The sequence below is a fragment of the Streptomyces sp. NPDC001848 genome, assembly GCF_042891915.1.
Classification (GTDB): domain Bacteria; phylum Actinomycetota; class Actinomycetes; order Streptomycetales; family Streptomycetaceae; genus Streptomyces.
Map to the genome: position 1 here is coordinate 38049 of NZ_JBIATP010000018.1, position 16185 is coordinate 54233.

The 16185-nt window shown below is 71.0% G+C and carries 13 protein-coding genes; all 13 read left to right on the forward strand.

The features are described from left to right. Positions 1 to 54 precede the first annotated feature (54 nt). The 13 genes from ACFYZJ_RS31495 to ACFYZJ_RS31555 all read left to right on the forward strand — a co-directional run bounded on the left by ACFYZJ_RS31495 (position 55) and on the right by ACFYZJ_RS31555 (position 16041). Positions 55 to 1059 carry an aspartate carbamoyltransferase catalytic subunit gene (locus ACFYZJ_RS31495; protein ID WP_388573603.1) on the forward strand — a complete coding sequence of 335 codons (1005 nt, stop codon included), beginning with the start codon at positions 55 to 57 and terminating at the stop codon, positions 1057 to 1059. After that, a complete protein-coding gene (locus ACFYZJ_RS31500) occupies positions 1056 to 2342 on the forward strand; it encodes a dihydroorotase (protein ID WP_388573605.1) in 1287 nt (428 codons plus the stop codon). The genes ACFYZJ_RS31495 and ACFYZJ_RS31500 overlap by 4 nt, the downstream gene beginning before the upstream one ends. Then, positions 2339 to 2899, forward strand: a complete 561-nt coding sequence (locus ACFYZJ_RS31505; protein WP_388573607.1) for a hypothetical protein — start codon at positions 2339 to 2341, stop codon at positions 2897 to 2899. The genes ACFYZJ_RS31500 and ACFYZJ_RS31505 overlap by 4 nt, the downstream gene beginning before the upstream one ends. Beyond that, positions 2896 to 4038 (forward strand): glutamine-hydrolyzing carbamoyl-phosphate synthase small subunit, encoded by a 1143-nt coding sequence (carA, locus tag ACFYZJ_RS31510; RefSeq protein ID WP_388573609.1) that lies wholly within the window; start codon positions 2896 to 2898, stop codon positions 4036 to 4038. Before ACFYZJ_RS31505 ends, carA begins: the two co-directional genes overlap by 4 nt. After that, a complete protein-coding gene (gene carB, locus ACFYZJ_RS31515) occupies positions 4031 to 7339 on the forward strand; it encodes a carbamoyl-phosphate synthase large subunit (RefSeq protein ID WP_388573611.1) in 3309 nt (1102 codons plus the stop codon). The genes carA and carB overlap by 8 nt, the downstream gene beginning before the upstream one ends. Positions 7340 to 7425: 86 nt before the next feature. Then, a complete protein-coding gene (locus ACFYZJ_RS31520) occupies positions 7426 to 8532 on the forward strand; it encodes a quinone-dependent dihydroorotate dehydrogenase (protein WP_388573798.1) in 1107 nt (368 codons plus the stop codon). Then, the gene (gene pyrF / locus ACFYZJ_RS31525) at positions 8529 to 9374 is read left to right on the forward strand and encodes an orotidine-5'-phosphate decarboxylase (RefSeq protein ID WP_388573613.1); all 846 of its coding nucleotides are present in this window, start codon (positions 8529 to 8531) and stop codon (positions 9372 to 9374) included. The genes ACFYZJ_RS31520 and pyrF overlap by 4 nt, the downstream gene beginning before the upstream one ends. Before the next feature lie 310 nt (positions 9375 to 9684). After that, positions 9685 to 10008 carry an integration host factor gene (locus ACFYZJ_RS31530; RefSeq protein WP_103844829.1) on the forward strand — a complete coding sequence of 108 codons (324 nt, stop codon included), beginning with the start codon at positions 9685 to 9687 and terminating at the stop codon, positions 10006 to 10008. A gap of 37 nt (positions 10009 to 10045) precedes the next feature. Beyond that, positions 10046 to 10603 carry a guanylate kinase gene (gene gmk, locus ACFYZJ_RS31535; protein ID WP_388573615.1) on the forward strand — a complete coding sequence of 186 codons (558 nt, stop codon included), beginning with the start codon at positions 10046 to 10048 and terminating at the stop codon, positions 10601 to 10603. A gap of 67 nt (positions 10604 to 10670) precedes the next feature. Next, positions 10671 to 10943 (forward strand): DNA-directed RNA polymerase subunit omega, encoded by a 273-nt coding sequence (gene rpoZ / locus ACFYZJ_RS31540; protein ID WP_200421180.1) that lies wholly within the window; start codon positions 10671 to 10673, stop codon positions 10941 to 10943. Between the two features lie 143 nt (positions 10944 to 11086). After that, a complete protein-coding gene (gene coaBC, locus ACFYZJ_RS31545) occupies positions 11087 to 12289 on the forward strand; it encodes a bifunctional phosphopantothenoylcysteine decarboxylase/phosphopantothenate--cysteine ligase CoaBC (RefSeq protein ID WP_388573617.1) in 1203 nt (400 codons plus the stop codon). Between the two features lie 238 nt (positions 12290 to 12527). Next, on the forward strand, positions 12528 to 13736 hold the full coding sequence (gene metK, locus ACFYZJ_RS31550; protein WP_388573619.1) for a methionine adenosyltransferase: 1209 nt from the start codon (positions 12528 to 12530) through the stop codon (positions 13734 to 13736). 154 nt (positions 13737 to 13890) lie between these two features. Beyond that, positions 13891 to 16041: a primosomal protein N' gene (locus ACFYZJ_RS31555; RefSeq protein ID WP_388573621.1), complete on the forward strand. Its 2151-nt coding sequence runs from the start codon at positions 13891 to 13893 to the stop codon at positions 16039 to 16041. Positions 16042 to 16185: the final 144 nt, after the last annotated feature.

Genomic DNA, 16185 nt, shown 5'->3' on the forward strand with positions numbered 1-16185 from the left:
ACGCGCCCCTCTGTACCAAATCTCCCGAATGAACCGCCTTACGGAGCCTGAAAGATGCAGCGTCATCTCATCTCGGCCGCCGACCTCACCCGCGACGACGCCGTCCTGATCCTCGACACCGCCGAGGAGATGGCCCGGGTCGCGGACCGGCCGATCAAGAAGCTGCCGACCCTGCGCGGCCGCACCGTCGTCAACCTCTTCTTCGAGGACTCCACCCGTACCCGGATCTCCTTCGAGGCCGCCGAGAAGCGCCTGTCCGCGGACGTCATCAACTTCTCCGCCAAGGGGTCCAGCGTGTCCAAGGGGGAATCCCTGAAGGACACCGCCCAGACCCTGGAGGCGATGGGTGTCGACGCCGTCGTCATCCGGCACGGCGCCTCCGGAGCCCCCTACCGCCTGGCCAACTCCGGCTGGATCGACGCTGCCGTCATCAACGCCGGCGACGGCACCCACCAGCACCCCACCCAGGCCCTGCTCGACGCCTTCACCATGCGTCGCCGCCTGGTCGGCCGGGACGCCGGCATAGGGCATGACCTGGCCGGCAAGCGCATCACGATCGTCGGCGACGTGCTGCACAGCCGGGTCGCCCGCTCCAACGTCGACCTGCTGCACACCCTCGGCGCCGACGTCACGCTCGTCGCCCCGCCCACCCTGCTGCCGGTCGGCGTCGGCTCCTGGCCCTGCGAGGTCTCGTTCGACCTCGACAGCACCCTCCCCAAGTCCGACGCGGTGATGATGCTCCGCGTCCAGCGGGAGCGCATGAACGCCGCCTTCTTCCCGACCGAGCGCGAGTACTCGCGGCGCTACGGCCTGGACGCCGACCGCATGGCGAAGATGCCCGAGCACGCGATCGTGATGCACCCCGGCCCGATGGTCCGCGGCATGGAGATCACCGCCGAGGTCGCCGACTCCGACCGCTGCACCGCCGTCGAGCAGGTCGCGAACGGCGTCTCCATCCGCATGGCGGTCCTGTACCTGCTGCTGGGCGGTGCCGTGTTCGATGCGAAGAACGTCGCCGCCGAGACCAACGCCCGTACCGAGGAGAACCAGAACCGATGAGCAAGACCCTGATCCGTGGTGCGAAGGTGCTCGGCGGCCGGCCGCAGGACGTGCTGATCGACGGTGAGGTCATCGAGGCGGTCGGCACCGGACTGTCCGCCGAGGGCGCCGAGGTCGTCGAGGCCGACGGCAAGGTGCTGCTCCCCGGCCTGGTCGACCTGCACACCCACCTGCGCGAACCCGGCCGCGAGGACTCCGAGACCGTCCTGACCGGCACCCGGGCCGCCGCCAAGGGCGGGTTCACCACCGTGTTCGCGATGGCCAACACCTTCCCGGTCGCCGACACCGCCGGTGTCGTCGAGCAGGTCTGGCGGCTGGGCCGCGAGCACGGCTACTGCGACGTGCAGCCCATCGGCGCCGTCACCGTCGGGCTGGAGGGCAAGAAGCTCGCCGAGCTGGGTGCCATGCACGAGTCGGCGGCGGGTGTCACCGTCTTCTCCGACGACGGCAAGTGCGTCGACGACGCGGTGATCATGCGCCGGGCGCTGGAGTACGTGAAGGCCTTCGGCGGTGTCGTCGCCCAGCACGCGCAGGAGCCGCGGCTGACCGAAGGCGCCCAGATGAACGAGGGTGTCGTCTCCGCCGAGCTGGGCCTCGGCGGCTGGCCGGCCGTCGCCGAGGAGTCGATCATCGCCCGCGACGTCCTCCTCGCCGACCACGTCGGCTCCCGCGTCCACATCTGCCACCTGTCGACCGCCGGGTCCGTCGAGATCGTCCGCTGGGCCAAGTCCCGCGGCATCGACGTCACCGCCGAGGTCACCCCGCACCACCTCCTCCTCACCGACGAGCTGGTGCGCACCTACAACCCGGTCTACAAGGTCAACCCGCCGCTGCGCACCGAGCGCGACGTGCTGGCGCTGCGCGAGGCGCTCGCCGACGGCACGATCGACATCGTCGCCACCGACCACGCCCCGCACCCGCACGAGGACAAGGACTGCGAGTGGGCCGCCGCCGCCATGGGCATGGTGGGCCTGGAGACCGCGCTGTCGGTGGTCCAGGAGACGATGGTCGACACCGGGCTGCTCGACTGGGCGGGCGTCGCCGAGCGCATGTCGTTCAAGCCCGCGAAGATCGGCCGGGCCACCGGTCACGGCCGCCCCGTCTCGGCAGGTGAGCCCGCCAACCTCACGCTGGTCGACACCGCATACCGTGGTCCGGTGGACCCCGCGGGCTTCGCCTCGCGCAGCCGCAACACCCCCTACGAGGGCCGTGAGCTGCCGGGCCGGGTCACGCACACCTGGCTGCGGGGCAAGGCCACGCTCGTCGACGGGAAGCTCACGTGACACCAGTACTCCTGTTCGCAGCCGAGAAGAAATCGGCACAGGTCACCGACTGGACCGACCGCATCGGCTGGCTCGTCGGACTCGCCCTGTTCATCGCGCTCGTCTACTGGCTGATGCGCGAGGGCTGGAAGTGGCGCGGCACCCTGCAGAGCGACCTGCCGGAGCTGCCGACCGCGCCCGAGGACCCCGGCGCGGCGAAGCTGACGATGAGCGGCCGCTACCACGGCTCCACCACCGCCGGGCAGTGGCTGGACCGCATCGTGGCGCACGGCCTGGGCACCCGCAGCCGTGTCGAGCTCACGCTGACGGAGGCGGGCCTGGACGTCGTACGTCCCGGGGCGACCGACTTCTTCGTCCCGGCCGCGCAGCTGCGCGGGGCCCGGCTCGACAAGGGCATCGCCGGCAAGGTCCTCACCGAGGGCGGGCTGCTGGTCGTGACCTGGGCGCACGGCGACAAGCTGATCGACTCGGGCTTCCGCTCGGACCGCGCGGCCGAGCACCACGACTGGGTCGACACCCTGAACCAGATGATCCACAAGACGGAAGGCGCACGATGACGACCTCCACCAGGGGAGCCGACAAGTCTCCCGCCGTACTCGTCCTGGAGGACGGCCGGATCTTCCGCGGCCGCGCCTACGGGGCCGTGGGGGTGACCTTCGGCGAAGCCGTGTTCTCCACCGGCATGACCGGCTACCAGGAGACCCTCACCGACCCGTCCTACCACCGCCAGGTCGTGGTCATGACCGCCCCGCACGTCGGCAACACCGGCGTCAATGACGAGGACCCCGAGTCGAAGCGGATCTGGGTCGCCGGCTACGTGGTACGGGACCCCGCGCGCAAGCCCTCCAACTGGCGCGCCAAGCGCTCGCTCGACGAGGAGCTGCGCGCGCAGGGCGTCGTCGGCATCAGCGGCATCGACACCCGGGCCCTGACCCGCCACCTGCGCGAGCGCGGCGCCATGCGCGTCGGCATCTTCTCCGGCGAGGCGCTGCCCGACGAGGGCACCATGCTCGCCGAGGTGCGTCAGGCACCGGAGATGAAGGGCGCGGACCTCTCCGCCGAGGTCGCCACCACCGAGCCGTACGTCGTCCCCGCGATCGGCGAGAAGAAGTTCACCGTCGCCGCGGTCGACCTCGGCATCAAGGGCATGACCCCGCACCGCATGGCCGAGCGCGGCATCGAGGTGCACGTGCTGCCCGCCACGGCGACCGTCGAGGACGTGTACGCCGTGAACCCGGACGGTGTGTTCTTCTCCAACGGCCCCGGCGACCCGGCCACCGCCGACCATCCGGTCTCCGTCATGCAGGCGGTCCTGGAGCGCGGCACGCCCCTGTTCGGCATCTGCTTCGGCAACCAGATCCTCGGCCGCGCGCTCGGCTTCGGCACCTACAAGCTGAAGTACGGCCACCGCGGCATCAACCAGCCGGTGCAGGACCGTACGACCGGCAAGGTCGAGGTCACCGCGCACAACCACGGTTTCGCCGTCGACGCCCCGCTCGACCAGGTCTCCGAAACCCCCTACGGCCGCGCCGAGGTCTCCCACGTCTGCCTCAACGACAACGTGGTGGAGGGCCTCCAGCTTCTCGACAAGCCGGCCTTCAGCGTCCAGTACCACCCCGAAGCGGCCGCCGGTCCCCACGACGCCGCCTACCTGTTCGACCGCTTCGTGAAGCTCATGGAGGGCCAGCGTGCCTAAGCGCACCGATATCCAGTCCGTCCTGGTCATCGGCTCCGGCCCGATCGTCATCGGCCAGGCCGCCGAGTTCGACTACTCCGGCACCCAGGCGTGCCGGGTCCTGAAGGCCGAGGGCCTCAGGGTCATCCTCGTCAACTCCAACCCGGCGACGATCATGACCGACCCGGAGATCGCCGACGCCACCTACGTGGAGCCGATCACCCCGGACTTCGTCGAGAAGATCATCGCCAAGGAGCGCCCCGACGCGCTGCTGCCCACCCTGGGTGGTCAGACGGCCCTGAACACGGCCATCAAGCTGCACGAGAACGGCGTCCTGGAGAAGTACGGCGTCGAGCTGATCGGCGCCAAGGTGGAGGCCATCCACAAGGGTGAGGACCGCGACCAGTTCAAGGAGGTCGTGGAAGAGGTCCGCAAGAAGATCGGGCACGGCGAGTCGGCCCGCTCGGTCATCTGCCACTCCATGGACGACGTCCTGGCGGGTGTCGAGGAGCTCGGGGGCTACCCGGTCGTCGTCCGCCCCTCCTTCACCATGGGCGGCGCCGGTTCCGGCTTCGCGCACGACGAGGAGGAACTGCGCCGCATCGCCGGCACCGGCCTCGCGCTCTCCCCGACCACCGAGGTGCTCCTGGAGGAGTCCATCCTCGGCTGGAAGGAGTACGAGCTGGAGCTGATGCGCGACAAGCACGACAACGTGGTGGTCGTCTGCTCCATCGAGAACTTCGACCCGATGGGCGTGCACACCGGCGACTCCATCACCGTCGCCCCGGCGATGACGCTCACCGACCGCGAGTACCAGATCCTGCGGGACATCGGCATCGCCGTGATCCGCGAGGTCGGTGTGGACACTGGTGGCTGCAACATCCAGTTCGCGGTGAACCCCGAGGACGGTCGTGTGATCGTCATCGAGATGAACCCGCGCGTGTCGCGGTCGTCCGCCCTGGCTTCCAAGGCGACCGGTTTCCCGATCGCGAAGATCGCGGCCAAGCTCGCCGTCGGCTACACCCTCGACGAGATCCCGAACGACATCACGCAGGAGACCCCGGCCTCCTTCGAGCCGACCCTCGACTATGTGGTCGTCAAGGCTCCCCGCTTCGCGTTCGAGAAGTTCCCGAGCGCCGACAACACGCTGACCACCACCATGAAGTCGGTCGGCGAGGCGATGGCGATCGGCCGCAACTTCACCGAGGCGTTCCAGAAGGCGCTGCGCTCGCTGGAGAAGAAGGGCAGCCAGTTCGCGTTCACCGGCGAGCCCGGCGACAAGGACGAGCTGCTCGAGGCGGCGCAGCGCCCCACCGACGGCCGGATCAACACGGTCATGCAGGCCATCCGCGCGGGCGCCACGCCGGAGGAGGTGTTCGAGTCCACCAAGATCGACCCGTGGTTCGTCGACCAGCTCTTCCTCATCAAGGAGATCGCGGACGAACTGGCCGCTGCCGACCGCCTGGACGCCGACCTGCTCGCCGAGGCCAAGCGGCACGGCTTCTCCGACCAGCAGATCGCCGAGATCCGGGGTTCGCGCGAGGACGTGGTGCGCGAGGTGCGGCACGCCCTCGGCGTACGCCCGGTGTACAAGACGGTCGACACCTGCGCCGCCGAGTTCGCCGCGAAGACGCCGTACTTCTACTCCTCCTACGACGAGGAGAGCGAGGTCGCGCCGCGCGAGAAGCCCGCCGTGATCATCCTGGGCTCCGGCCCGAACCGCATCGGCCAGGGCATCGAGTTCGACTACTCGTGCGTCCACGCCTCCTTCGCGCTCAGCGATGCCGGGTACGAGACCGTGATGGTCAACTGCAACCCGGAGACGGTCTCCACGGACTACGACACCTCCGACCGCCTGTACTTCGAGCCGCTGACGCTCGAGGACGTGCTGGAGATCGTCCACGCCGAGCAGCAGGCCGGCCCGGTGGCGGGCGTCGTGGTCCAGCTCGGCGGCCAGACGCCGCTGGGCCTGGCGCAGGCGTTGAAGGACAACGGCGTGCCGATCGTGGGCACCTCCCCGGAGGCGATCCACGCGGCCGAGGACCGCGGCGCCTTCGGCCGCGTGCTCGCTCAGGCCGGTCTCCCGGCCCCCAAGCACGGCACCGCCACCACCTTCGAGGAGGCCAAGGCCATCGCGGACGAGATCGGCTACCCGGTCCTCGTCCGGCCCTCCTACGTCCTCGGCGGGCGCGGCATGGAGATCGTGTACGACGAGGCCCGCCTCGCCGCGTACATCGCGGAGTCGACCGAGATCAGCCCCTCCAGGCCGGTGCTGGTCGACCGCTTCCTCGACGACGCCATCGAGATCGACGTCGACGCCCTGTACGACGGCGAGGAGCTGTACCTCGGCGGCGTGATGGAGCACATCGAGGAGGCCGGTATCCACTCCGGCGACTCGGCGTGCGCGCTGCCCCCGATCACGCTCGGCGGCTTCGACATCAAGCGCCTGCGCGCCTCCACGGAGGCCATCGCGCGGGGCGTCGGCGTCCGCGGCCTGATCAACATCCAGTTCGCGATGGCGGGCGACATCCTCTACGTCCTCGAGGCCAACCCGCGCGCCTCCCGTACGGTCCCCTTCACCTCGAAGGCGACCGCGGTGCCACTCGCCAAGGCCGCCGCCCGGATCTCCCTGGGCGCGACCATCGCTCAGCTGCGCGAGGAGGGCCTGCTGCCGAAGAACGGCGACGGCGGCGAGCTGCCGCTGGACGCGCCGATCTCCGTCAAGGAGGCCGTGATGCCGTGGTCGCGCTTCCGTGACATCCACGGGCGGGGCGTCGACACGGTCCTCGGCCCGGAGATGCGCTCCACGGGCGAGGTCATGGGCATCGACTCGGTCTTCGGCACGGCGTACGCCAAGTCGCAGGCGGGCGCCTACGGGCCGCTGCCCACCAAGGGCCGCGCCTTCATCTCGGTCGCCAACCGCGACAAGCGTTCGATGATCTTCCCCGCGCGTGAGCTGGTCGCGCACGGCTTCGAGCTGTTCGCCACCTCCGGAACGGCCGAGGTGCTCAAGCGCAACGGCATCAACGCCACCGTCGTGCGCAAGCAGTCCGACGGACCCGGCCCGAACGGCGAGAAGACCATCGTCCAGATGATCCACGACGGCGAGGTCGACCTCATCGTCAACACCCCGTACGGCACCGGCGGCCGTCTCGACGGCTACGACATCCGTACGGCGGCGGTGGCCCGCTCCGTGCCGTGCCTGACGACGGTCCAGGCGCTGGCCGCGGCGGTCCAGGGCATCGACGCACTCAACCACGGCGACGTGGGCGTCCGTTCGCTCCAGGAACACGCCGAATTCCTGACCGCGGCCCGCGACTAGCAGCCGACGAGGGGGACACCGGAAACGGTGTCCCCCTCTTCATGAGGACTCCCGCCCTCATGAGGACCCTTGAGGACTCCCGAGACATGTACAAGCTCTTCTTCCGCCTGGTCTTCCGGCGGATGGACCCGGAGCAGGCCCACCACCTGGCCTTCCGCTGGATCCGCCTCGCCGCCCATATCCCCGTGCTGCGCACCTTCCTCGCGGCCGCCCTCGCGCCCCGCTACAAGGAGCTGCGCACGGAGGCCTTCGGGCTGCGTATGCACGGCCCCTTCGGGCTGGCCGCCGGCTTCGACAAGAACGCCGTCGCGATCGACGGGATGTCGATGCTCGGCTTCGACCACGTCGAGATCGGCACGGTGACCGGGGAGGCGCAGCCGGGCAACCCCAAGAAGCGGCTCTTCCGCCTCGTCCAGGACCGCGCCCTGATCAACCGCATGGGCTTCAACAACGAGGGCTCGCTGGCCGTCGCCGCGCGCCTGGCCTCCCGTACGCCCGTCTTCAGGACGGTCGTGGGCGTCAACATCGGCAAGACCAAGGTCGTCCCGGAGGCCGAGGCCGCCCAGGACTATGTGAAGTCGACCGAGCGGCTCGCGCCCTACGCCGACTACCTGGTCGTCAACGTCTCTTCGCCGAACACCCCGGGCCTGCGGAACCTGCAGGCCACCGAGGCGCTGCGCCCGCTGCTGACCGCCGTGCGCGAGGCCGCCGACCGCACGGTCCCGGCCCGCCGCGTCCCGCTCCTGGTCAAGATCGCCCCCGACCTCGCCGACGAGGACATCGACGCCGTCGCCGACCTGGCGGTGGAGCTGGGCCTGGACGGGATCATCGCCACGAATACCACCATCGCGCGCGAGGGACTCGGTCTGAGGGCAGAGCCCGCACTTGTGAAGGAGACCGGCGGACTGTCCGGCGCGCCCCTGAAAACGCGCTCCCTGGAGGTGCTGCGGCGCCTCTACGCGCGCGTGGGCGACCGCATCACCCTGGTGGGCGTCGGCGGCATCGAGAACGCCGAGGACGCCTGGCAGCGCATCCTGGCCGGCGCCACGCTGGTGCAGGGCTACAGCGCCTTCATCTACCAGGGCCCCTTCTGGGCCCGTGCGATCCACAAGGGACTCGTCGCACGCCTCCGTACGAGCCCGTACGCCACCCTCGCCGACGCGGTCGGCGCCGACGTGAGGAAGTCCGCATGACAGGTCTGGAGCCCTTCGGCGCGCGTCTGCGCCGCGCCATGGACGAGCGGGGCCCGCTGTGCGTCGGGATCGACCCGCACGCCTCGCTGCTCACCGAGTGGGGCCTGAACGACGACGTCGCGGGCCTGGAGCGGTTCAGCCGCACGGTCGTGGAGGCCGTGGCCGACCGGGTCGCCGTGCTCAAGCCGCAGAGCGCGTTCTTCGAGCGGTTCGGGTCGCGCGGCGTCGCCGTGCTGGAGAAGGCGGTGGCCGAGGCGCGGGCGGCCGGGGCCCTGGTCGTGATGGACGCCAAGCGCGGCGACATCGGCTCGACCATGGCCGCGTACGCCGAGTCGTTCCTGCACAAGGACGCCCCGCTGTTCTCCGACGCGCTGACGGTCTCGCCGTACCTCGGCTACGGCTCCCTGAAGCCGGCCGTGGAGCTGGCGCGGGAGAGCGGCGCCGGACTGTTCGTGCTGGCCCTGACCTCCAACCCGGAAGGCGGCGAGGTGCAGCACGCCCTGCGGGCCGACGGACGGAACGTCGGGGCGACGATGCTCGCCCACCTCGCGGCCGAGAACGCGGGGGAGGAGCCCCTCGGCTCGTTCGGCGCGGTCGTCGGCGCCACGCTCGGCGACCTGTCGTCGTACGACCTGGACATCAACGGGCCGCTCCTCGCCCCGGGGATCGGCGCCCAGGGGGCCACACCGGCCGATCTTCCAGGAGTGTTCGGCGCCACGGTGCGCAATGTCGTCCCGAACGTCAGCCGGGGTGTTCTTCGTCACGGTCCCGATGTCGTCGCGCTGCGTGACGCCGCGCAACGCTTCGCCGACGAGATCAGGGGCGCCCTGAACGCGGGCTAGCCGCCTCGGGGTGGCCCACGAGTGCGCGGAAGAGTTCTCCCGGGACGGCCGGAGGTCTGGATACATCCTCAAATCCGGGGCAATATGTCCGAAAGGCCCGTCTCGGCAGAGGCTGACCAGGACTTTTCCGCTGTTCTCGCTGACTCTGGCGGACTTGCCCGCTAGTCTCCGACGAGTGGGGGCACCTCCCACGCCCCCAAGGCAGTGGGGGAGAACGTGCAAGCGTGTTGCTCGTGGCTCCCCAGGTGTGGGGCGACTAGGTTCCTCACCGGTCCGTATCCGACAGTTCGACATCCGAGGTGACGTAGGCGTGGCTCTTCCGCCCCTTACCCCCGAACAGCGCGCAGCCGCGCTCGAAAAGGCCGCCGCGGCTCGCCGGGAGCGGGCCGAGGTCAAGAATCGACTCAAGCACTCCGGCGCCTCCCTTCACGAGGTCATCAAGCAGGGCCAGGAGAACGACGTCATCGGCAAGATGAAGGTCTCCGCCCTCCTCGAGTCCCTGCCGGGCGTGGGCAAGGTCCGCGCCAAGCAGATCATGGAGCGACTCGGGATCTCCGAGAGCCGCCGCGTGCGGGGCCTCGGCTCCAACCAGATCGCCTCCCTGGAGCGTGAGTTCGGCGGCACCGCCAGCTGAGTCCGGGGCACTCCGGGATTGCTGGAATAATCGCTGCATGAGTGAACGTCCGCGGCTGACCGTGCTCTCCGGCCCCTCGGGGGTCGGCAAGAGCACGGTCGTCGCCCATATGCGCAAGGAACACCCCGAGGTATGGCTCTCGGTGTCGGCGACGACCCGCAAGCCCCGCCCCGGTGAGCGGCACGGAGTCCACTACTTCTTCGTCACCGACGACGAGATGGACAAGCTGATCGCCAACGGCGAGCTGCTGGAGTGGGCCGAGTTCGCCGGCAACCGCTACGGGACGCCGCGGGCCGCCGTGATCGAGCACCTGGAGACCGGGGTGCCGGTCCTGCTGGAGATCGACCTCCAGGGCGCCCGGCAGGTCCGCGAGTCCATGCCGGAGGCCCAGCTCGTGTTCCTGGCACCTCCCTCCTGGGAGGAGCTCGTGCGCAGACTCACCGGGCGGGGCACCGAGCCGCCCGAGGTCATCGAGCGCCGCCTGGAGGCGGCCAAGACCGAGCTCGCGGCCGAGCCGGAGTTCGACGAGACCCTCGTCAACACCTCGGTCGAGGATGTGGCGCGCGAGCTGCTAGCCTTGATGAACGTTGTGTGATCAGGGTTGTCTGATCAGGGTTTGTCTGATCGGCACTGATCTTTCCCCATCTTTCGGAAGGTAGAGCGTGTCCTCTTCCATCACCGCGCCCGAGGGCATCATCAACCCGCCGATCGACGAGCTCCTCGAGGCCACCGACTCGAAGTACAGCCTCGTGATCTACGCGGCCAAGCGGGCCCGCCAGATCAACGCGTACTACTCGCAGCTCGGTGAGGGTCTCCTCGAGTACGTCGGTCCGCTCGTGGACACCCACGTCCACGAGAAGCCGCTCTCGATCGCTCTGCGCGAGATCAACGCGGGTCTGCTGACGTCCGAGTCCGTCGAGGGCCCGGCCCAGTGACCATGCGGTGGCTTTAAGTAGTATCTACTGATCGCAGTAGGCTTTTCCACAGGCCCGGCAGCGCGACTGTCGGGCCCGTGGTGTCTCATGGACGCGTACGCCGATGAGCCGCGGCGTTCAGATGTCGAGTGCGGGGAGGCCCGGTGGGCAAGCCGAAGGTCGTTCTGGGGGTCAGCGGCGGCATCGCCGCCTACAAGGCGTGCGAGCTGCTGCGCAGACTGACCGAGTCCGGGCACGACGTCCGCGTCGTGCCGACTGCCTCCGCGCTGCACTTCGTCGGCGCCGCCACCTGGTCCGCCCTCTCCGGCAACCCGGTCTCCACGGAAGTCTGGGACGACGTCCACGAGGTCCCGCACGTCCGTATCGGCCAGAGCGCCGACCTGGTGGTGGTCGCCCCGGCCACCGCCGACACGCTGGCCAAGGCGGCCCACGGCCTCGCCGACGACCTCCTGACGAATACGCTCCTCACCGCCCGCTGCCCGGTCGTCTTCGCCCCGGCCATGCACACGGAGATGTGGGAGCACCCGGCCACGCAGGAGAACGTGGCGACGCTGCGCCGTCGCGGCGCGGTCGTCGTCGAACCGGCGGTCGGCCGGCTGACCGGAGTCGACACCGGCAAGGGCCGGCTGCCCGAACCCGCCGAGATCTTCGAGATCTGCCGTCGGATCCTTGCCCGCGGCGTCACCGAGCCCGACCTCGCGGGACGGCATGTCGTCGTCAGCGCCGGCGGCACCCGCGAACCCCTCGACCCCGTCCGCTTCCTCGGCAACCGCTCCTCCGGCAAGCAGGGCTACGCCCTCGCGCGCACGGCTGCGGCCCGGGGCGCCCGAGTCACCCTGATCGCCGCGAACACGGGGCTGCCCGATCCGGCCGGAGTGGACGTCGTACCGGTGGAGACCGCGGTGCAGTTGCGCGAGGCGGTCCTCAAGGCGGCCGCGGACGCCGACGCCGTGGTGATGGCGGCGGCGGTGGCGGACTTCCGTCCGGCGACCTACGCGTCGGGAAAGATCAAGAAAAAGGACGGGCAGGACCCCGAGCCCGTCGCCCTGGTCAGGAATCCCGACATCCTGGCCGAGATCTCCGCCGACCGCGCCCGCCCGGAGCAGATCGTCGTCGGCTTCGCCGCGGAGACCGACGATGTGCTGGCGAACGGCCGGGCGAAGCTGGCGCGCAAGGGCTGCGACCTGCTCGTGGTGAACGAGGTGGGGGAGCGCAGGACGTTCGGCTCCGAGGAGAACGAGGCGGTCGTGCTGGGCGCCGACGGCAGCGAGACCCCGGTGCCCTACGGGCCCAAGGAAGCGCTTGCCGAGACGGTGTGGGACCTCGTCTCGGGCCGTCTCGCCTGAACATGTCCTGCGCTTTACGGCTCGTTCAAGCCTCGGACATTGACGCGTGGCGACCCTGGAAACAGCGCGGGGCATTCGGCAGAATGCCCGTGCCGCAGGTCACAGGGCTTCCGAGAGGCGAGACACCTGAGCCGGTGGCAGAGCGCGACCGATAAACTGTTCTCGGACGACGCCGGGCGCAGCCCCCGTCCCGTCCACCCATGATCAGCCAGCAGCCGCTGCAACCACAGGGAGCGTTGTGTCCCGTCGCCTGTTCACCTCGGAGTCCGTGACCGAGGGTCACCCCGACAAGATCGCTGACCAGATCAGTGACACCATTCTCGACGCGCTTCTGCGCGAGGACCCGACGTCCCGGGTCGCCGTGGAGACGCTGATCACGACCGGCCTGGTGCACGTGGCCGGCGAGGTCACGACCAAGGCGTACGCGGACATCGCGACCCTGGTCCGCAACAAGATCCTCGAGATCGGCTACGACTCGTCGAAGAAGGGCTTCGACGGCGCGTCCTGCGGTGTGTCGGTGTCGATCGGCGCCCAGTCCCCGGACATCGCGCAGGGTGTGGACACGGCGTACGAGACCCGTGTCGAGGGCGACGACGACGAGCTGGACCGGCAGGGCGCCGGTGACCAGGGCCTGATGTTCGGCTACGCCTCGGACGAGACCCCGACGCTGATGCCGCTGCCCATCTTCCTGGCGCACCGCCTGTCCAAGCGCCTGTCCGAGGTCCGCAAGAACGGCACGATCCCCTACCTGCGCCCGGACGGCAAGACCCAGGTCACCATCGAGTACGACGGTGACAAGGCGGTCCGCCTGGACACGGTGGTGGTCTCCTCGCAGCACGCGAGCGACATCGACCTGGACTCGCTGCTGGCGCCCGACATCCGTGAGTTCGTGGTCGAGCCGGAGCTGAAGGCGCTCCTGGACGACGGCATCAAGTTGGAGACCGACGGCTACCGGCTGCTGGTCAACCCGACCGGCCGGTTCGAGATCGGCGGCCCGATGGGCGACGCGGGCCTGACCGGCCGCAAGATCATCATCGACACCTACGGCGGCATGGCCCGCCACGGCGGTGGCGCGTTCTCCGGCAAGGACCCGTCCAAGGTGGACCGCTCGGCCGCGTACGCGATGCGCTGGGTCGCCAAGAACGTGGTCGCGGCGGGCCTCGCCTCCCGTTGCGAGGTCCAGGTGGCGTACGCGATCGGCAAGGCCGAGCCGGTGGGTCTGTTCGTGGAGACCTTCGGCACGGCCAAGGTCGACGCCGAGAAGATCGAGAATGCGATCAACGAGGTCTTCGACCTCCGCCCGGCCGCGATCATCCGCGACCTCGACCTGCTCCGCCCGATCTACGCCGAGACGGCCGCCTACGGCCACTTCGGCCGTGAGCTGCCCGACTTCACCTGGGAGCGCACCGACCGGGTGGACGCCCTGCGCAAGGCGGCGGGTCTGTAAGCCCCCAGAGCGTCTGTCACGAGGCCCGGCACCCTTCGGGGTGTCCGGGCCTCGGTGCGTGGAGCGGGGCCGGTGGAGGCGGCGGCAGGGGCCTTGGCGGGCGGAGCCGTCGCGACGCACGCCGATGTCAGTGGCGTTTGGTAAGAATGCAAGCGTGAGCAGCGAGAACGGGCAGCAGGGGGCGGGTGGGCCGGACGCCGCGCCGCCCGAGCAGCTTGCCCTGCTGCGGGACGCGGTCCGCAAGGCCAAGGCGCCCCGCGCCAGGCCGCGGACCTGGCGGGGGGCCTCGCTGGCCAAGGAACTGCCCGTCGCGCGGGTGGTGGTCGACAAGGGCGTGCTGCATCTGGACCGCTACTTCGACTACGCCGTACCGGAGGAGCTCGACGCCGTCGCCCGGCCCGGGGTCAGGGTCCGGGTGCGCTTCGGGGCCGGCGGGCGCACGGTGCGGGAGGGGCGGCGCGAGGGCGGCGGGCTCATCGACGGGTTTCTGGTCGAGCGGGTGGCCGAGTCCGACTACACAGGGCCCCTCGCTGCGCTCGCCCAGGTCGTGTCCCCCGAGCCCGTCCTCTCGCCCGAGTTGCTGGGCCTCGCCCGCGCCGTCGCCGACCGTTATGCCGGCAGCCTCGCGGACGTGCTCCAGCTCGCGGTCCCGCCGCGGCACGCGCGCGCCGAGGCCGCGGCGTCGGGCACGCCGCCCGCGCCTCCGTCCGCGCCGGAGCCCGGATCGTGGCGGCGGTACGGGCGGGGCGCGGAGTTCCTGGCGTCGCTGGCCTCCGGTGGCGTGCCCAGGGCCGTGTGGACCGCCCTGCCCGGGCCCCAGTGGGCGCAGGAGATCGCCCGCGCCGTGCAGGCCACCCTCGCCTCCGGTCGGGGCGCCCTGGTCGTCGTGCCCGCCGGGCGGGCCGTGGCGCGGGTCGACTCCGCGCTGCGGGAGCTGATCGGTGACGGGCAGCACGCGGTGCTGACCGCCGACGCCGGACCGGAGCGGCGCTACCGGGAGTGGCTCGCCGTACGACGCGGGGCCGTGCGAGCCGTCGTCGGGACCCGGGCCGCCATGTTCGCCCCCGTACGGAACCTGGGGCTCGTCGTCGTGTGGGACGACGGGGACGCCAGTCACAGTGACGACCATGCTCCGTTTCCCCATGTCCGCGAGGTGCTGGAGCTGCGCGCCACCCGTGAGAGGTGCGGTTTCCTGCTGGGGAGCTGGAACTGCACCGTCGAGGCCGCCCAGCTCGTGGAGACCGGCTGGGCCGCACCCCTGGTCGCCGACCGCGAGCAGGTGCGCGCCACCGCTCCGCTCGTACGGACGGTCGGCGACGGGGACCTCGCGCGCGACGAGGCGGCGCGGGCGGCACGGCTGCCCACGCTCGCCTGGGAGATCGCACGGGAGGGACTGCGGCACGGGCCGGTTCTGGTGCAGGTGCCCCGGCGCGGCTACGTGCCCCGGATGGCCTGCGCGCAGTGCCGGGCCCCCGCGCGCTGCCGGCACTGCGCCGGGCCGCTGGCGGGGCAGGAGGCCGGGGAGCTGAGGTGCGGCTGGTGCGGGCGGCAGGAGAGCGCCTGGCACTGTCCGCAATGCGGCGGGTTCCGGCTGCGCGCGCAGATCGTGGGGGCGCGGCGCACCGCCGAGGAGCTGGGGCGGGCCTTCCCGGCCGTTCCGGTACGCACCTCGGGGCGTGAGCAGGTGCTGGACACGGTGCCGGGGACACCGGCGCTGGTCGTCAGCACCCCGGGGGCCGAGCCCGTCGCCGAGGGCGGGTACGCGGCGGCGCTGCTCCTCGACGGATGGGCGATGCTGGGGCGGCCCGACCTGCGGGCGGGCGAGGAGGCGCTGCGGCGCTGGATCGGCGCGAGCGCGCTGGTCAGGCCGCAGTCCCTGGGCGGCACGGTCGTGATCGTCGCCGAGCCGACACTGCGGCCCGTGCAGGCGCTCGTCCGGTGGGACCCCGTCGGGCACGCGGTGCGGGAACTGGCGGAACGGGCGGAGCTGGGGTTTCCGCCGGTGTCGCGGATGGCGGCGGTGTCGGGGCCGGCCGAAGCCGTCGCGGACTTCCTCGCAGGTGCCCGACTCCCGCCCGCCGCCGAGGTGTTGGGGCCCGTGCCGCTGCCGGTCACCGAGGCCGGGCGGCCCCGCAGGGTCGGAGGAGCGCCGCCGGGGGAGCGCTGGGAGCGGGCGCTGGTCCGCGTACCGCCCGGGAGCGGGGCCGCACTGGCGACCGCCCTGAAGACCGCGCTCGCCACCCGTACGGCACGGGCCGACGGTGACACGGTACGGATCCGGATCGACCCACCGGACATCGGCTGACGGCAGCGACCGAGCCGGGAACACCGAGGGCGGACCCGACGGGGCGCGGATCGGGACGGCACTGCCTCCCGGGGCGGTCGGGAGGCAGTGGCGAAGGGGGCGGTCTCAGCCGTTGCGCGGCCCGGGGAAGGCGGTCGGCCTCGC

What these genes read in the sequence shown, in the direction of transcription:
- gmk (WP_388573615.1), top strand. Translation starts at nt 10,046, where the DNA reads ATGAGTGAACGTCCGCGGCTGACCGTGCTCTCCGGCCCCTCGGGGGTC.
- ACFYZJ_RS31495 (WP_388573603.1), top strand. Translation starts at nt 55, where the DNA reads ATGCAGCGTCATCTCATCTCGGCCGCCGACCTCACCCGCGACGACGCC.
- pyrF (WP_388573613.1), top strand. Translation starts at nt 8,529, where the DNA reads ATGACAGGTCTGGAGCCCTTCGGCGCGCGTCTGCGCCGCGCCATGGAC.
- carA (WP_388573609.1), top strand. Translation starts at nt 2,896, where the DNA reads ATGACGACCTCCACCAGGGGAGCCGACAAGTCTCCCGCCGTACTCGTC.
- ACFYZJ_RS31500 (WP_388573605.1), top strand. Translation starts at nt 1,056, where the DNA reads ATGAGCAAGACCCTGATCCGTGGTGCGAAGGTGCTCGGCGGCCGGCCG.
- ACFYZJ_RS31520 (WP_388573798.1), top strand. Translation starts at nt 7,426, where the DNA reads ATGTACAAGCTCTTCTTCCGCCTGGTCTTCCGGCGGATGGACCCGGAG.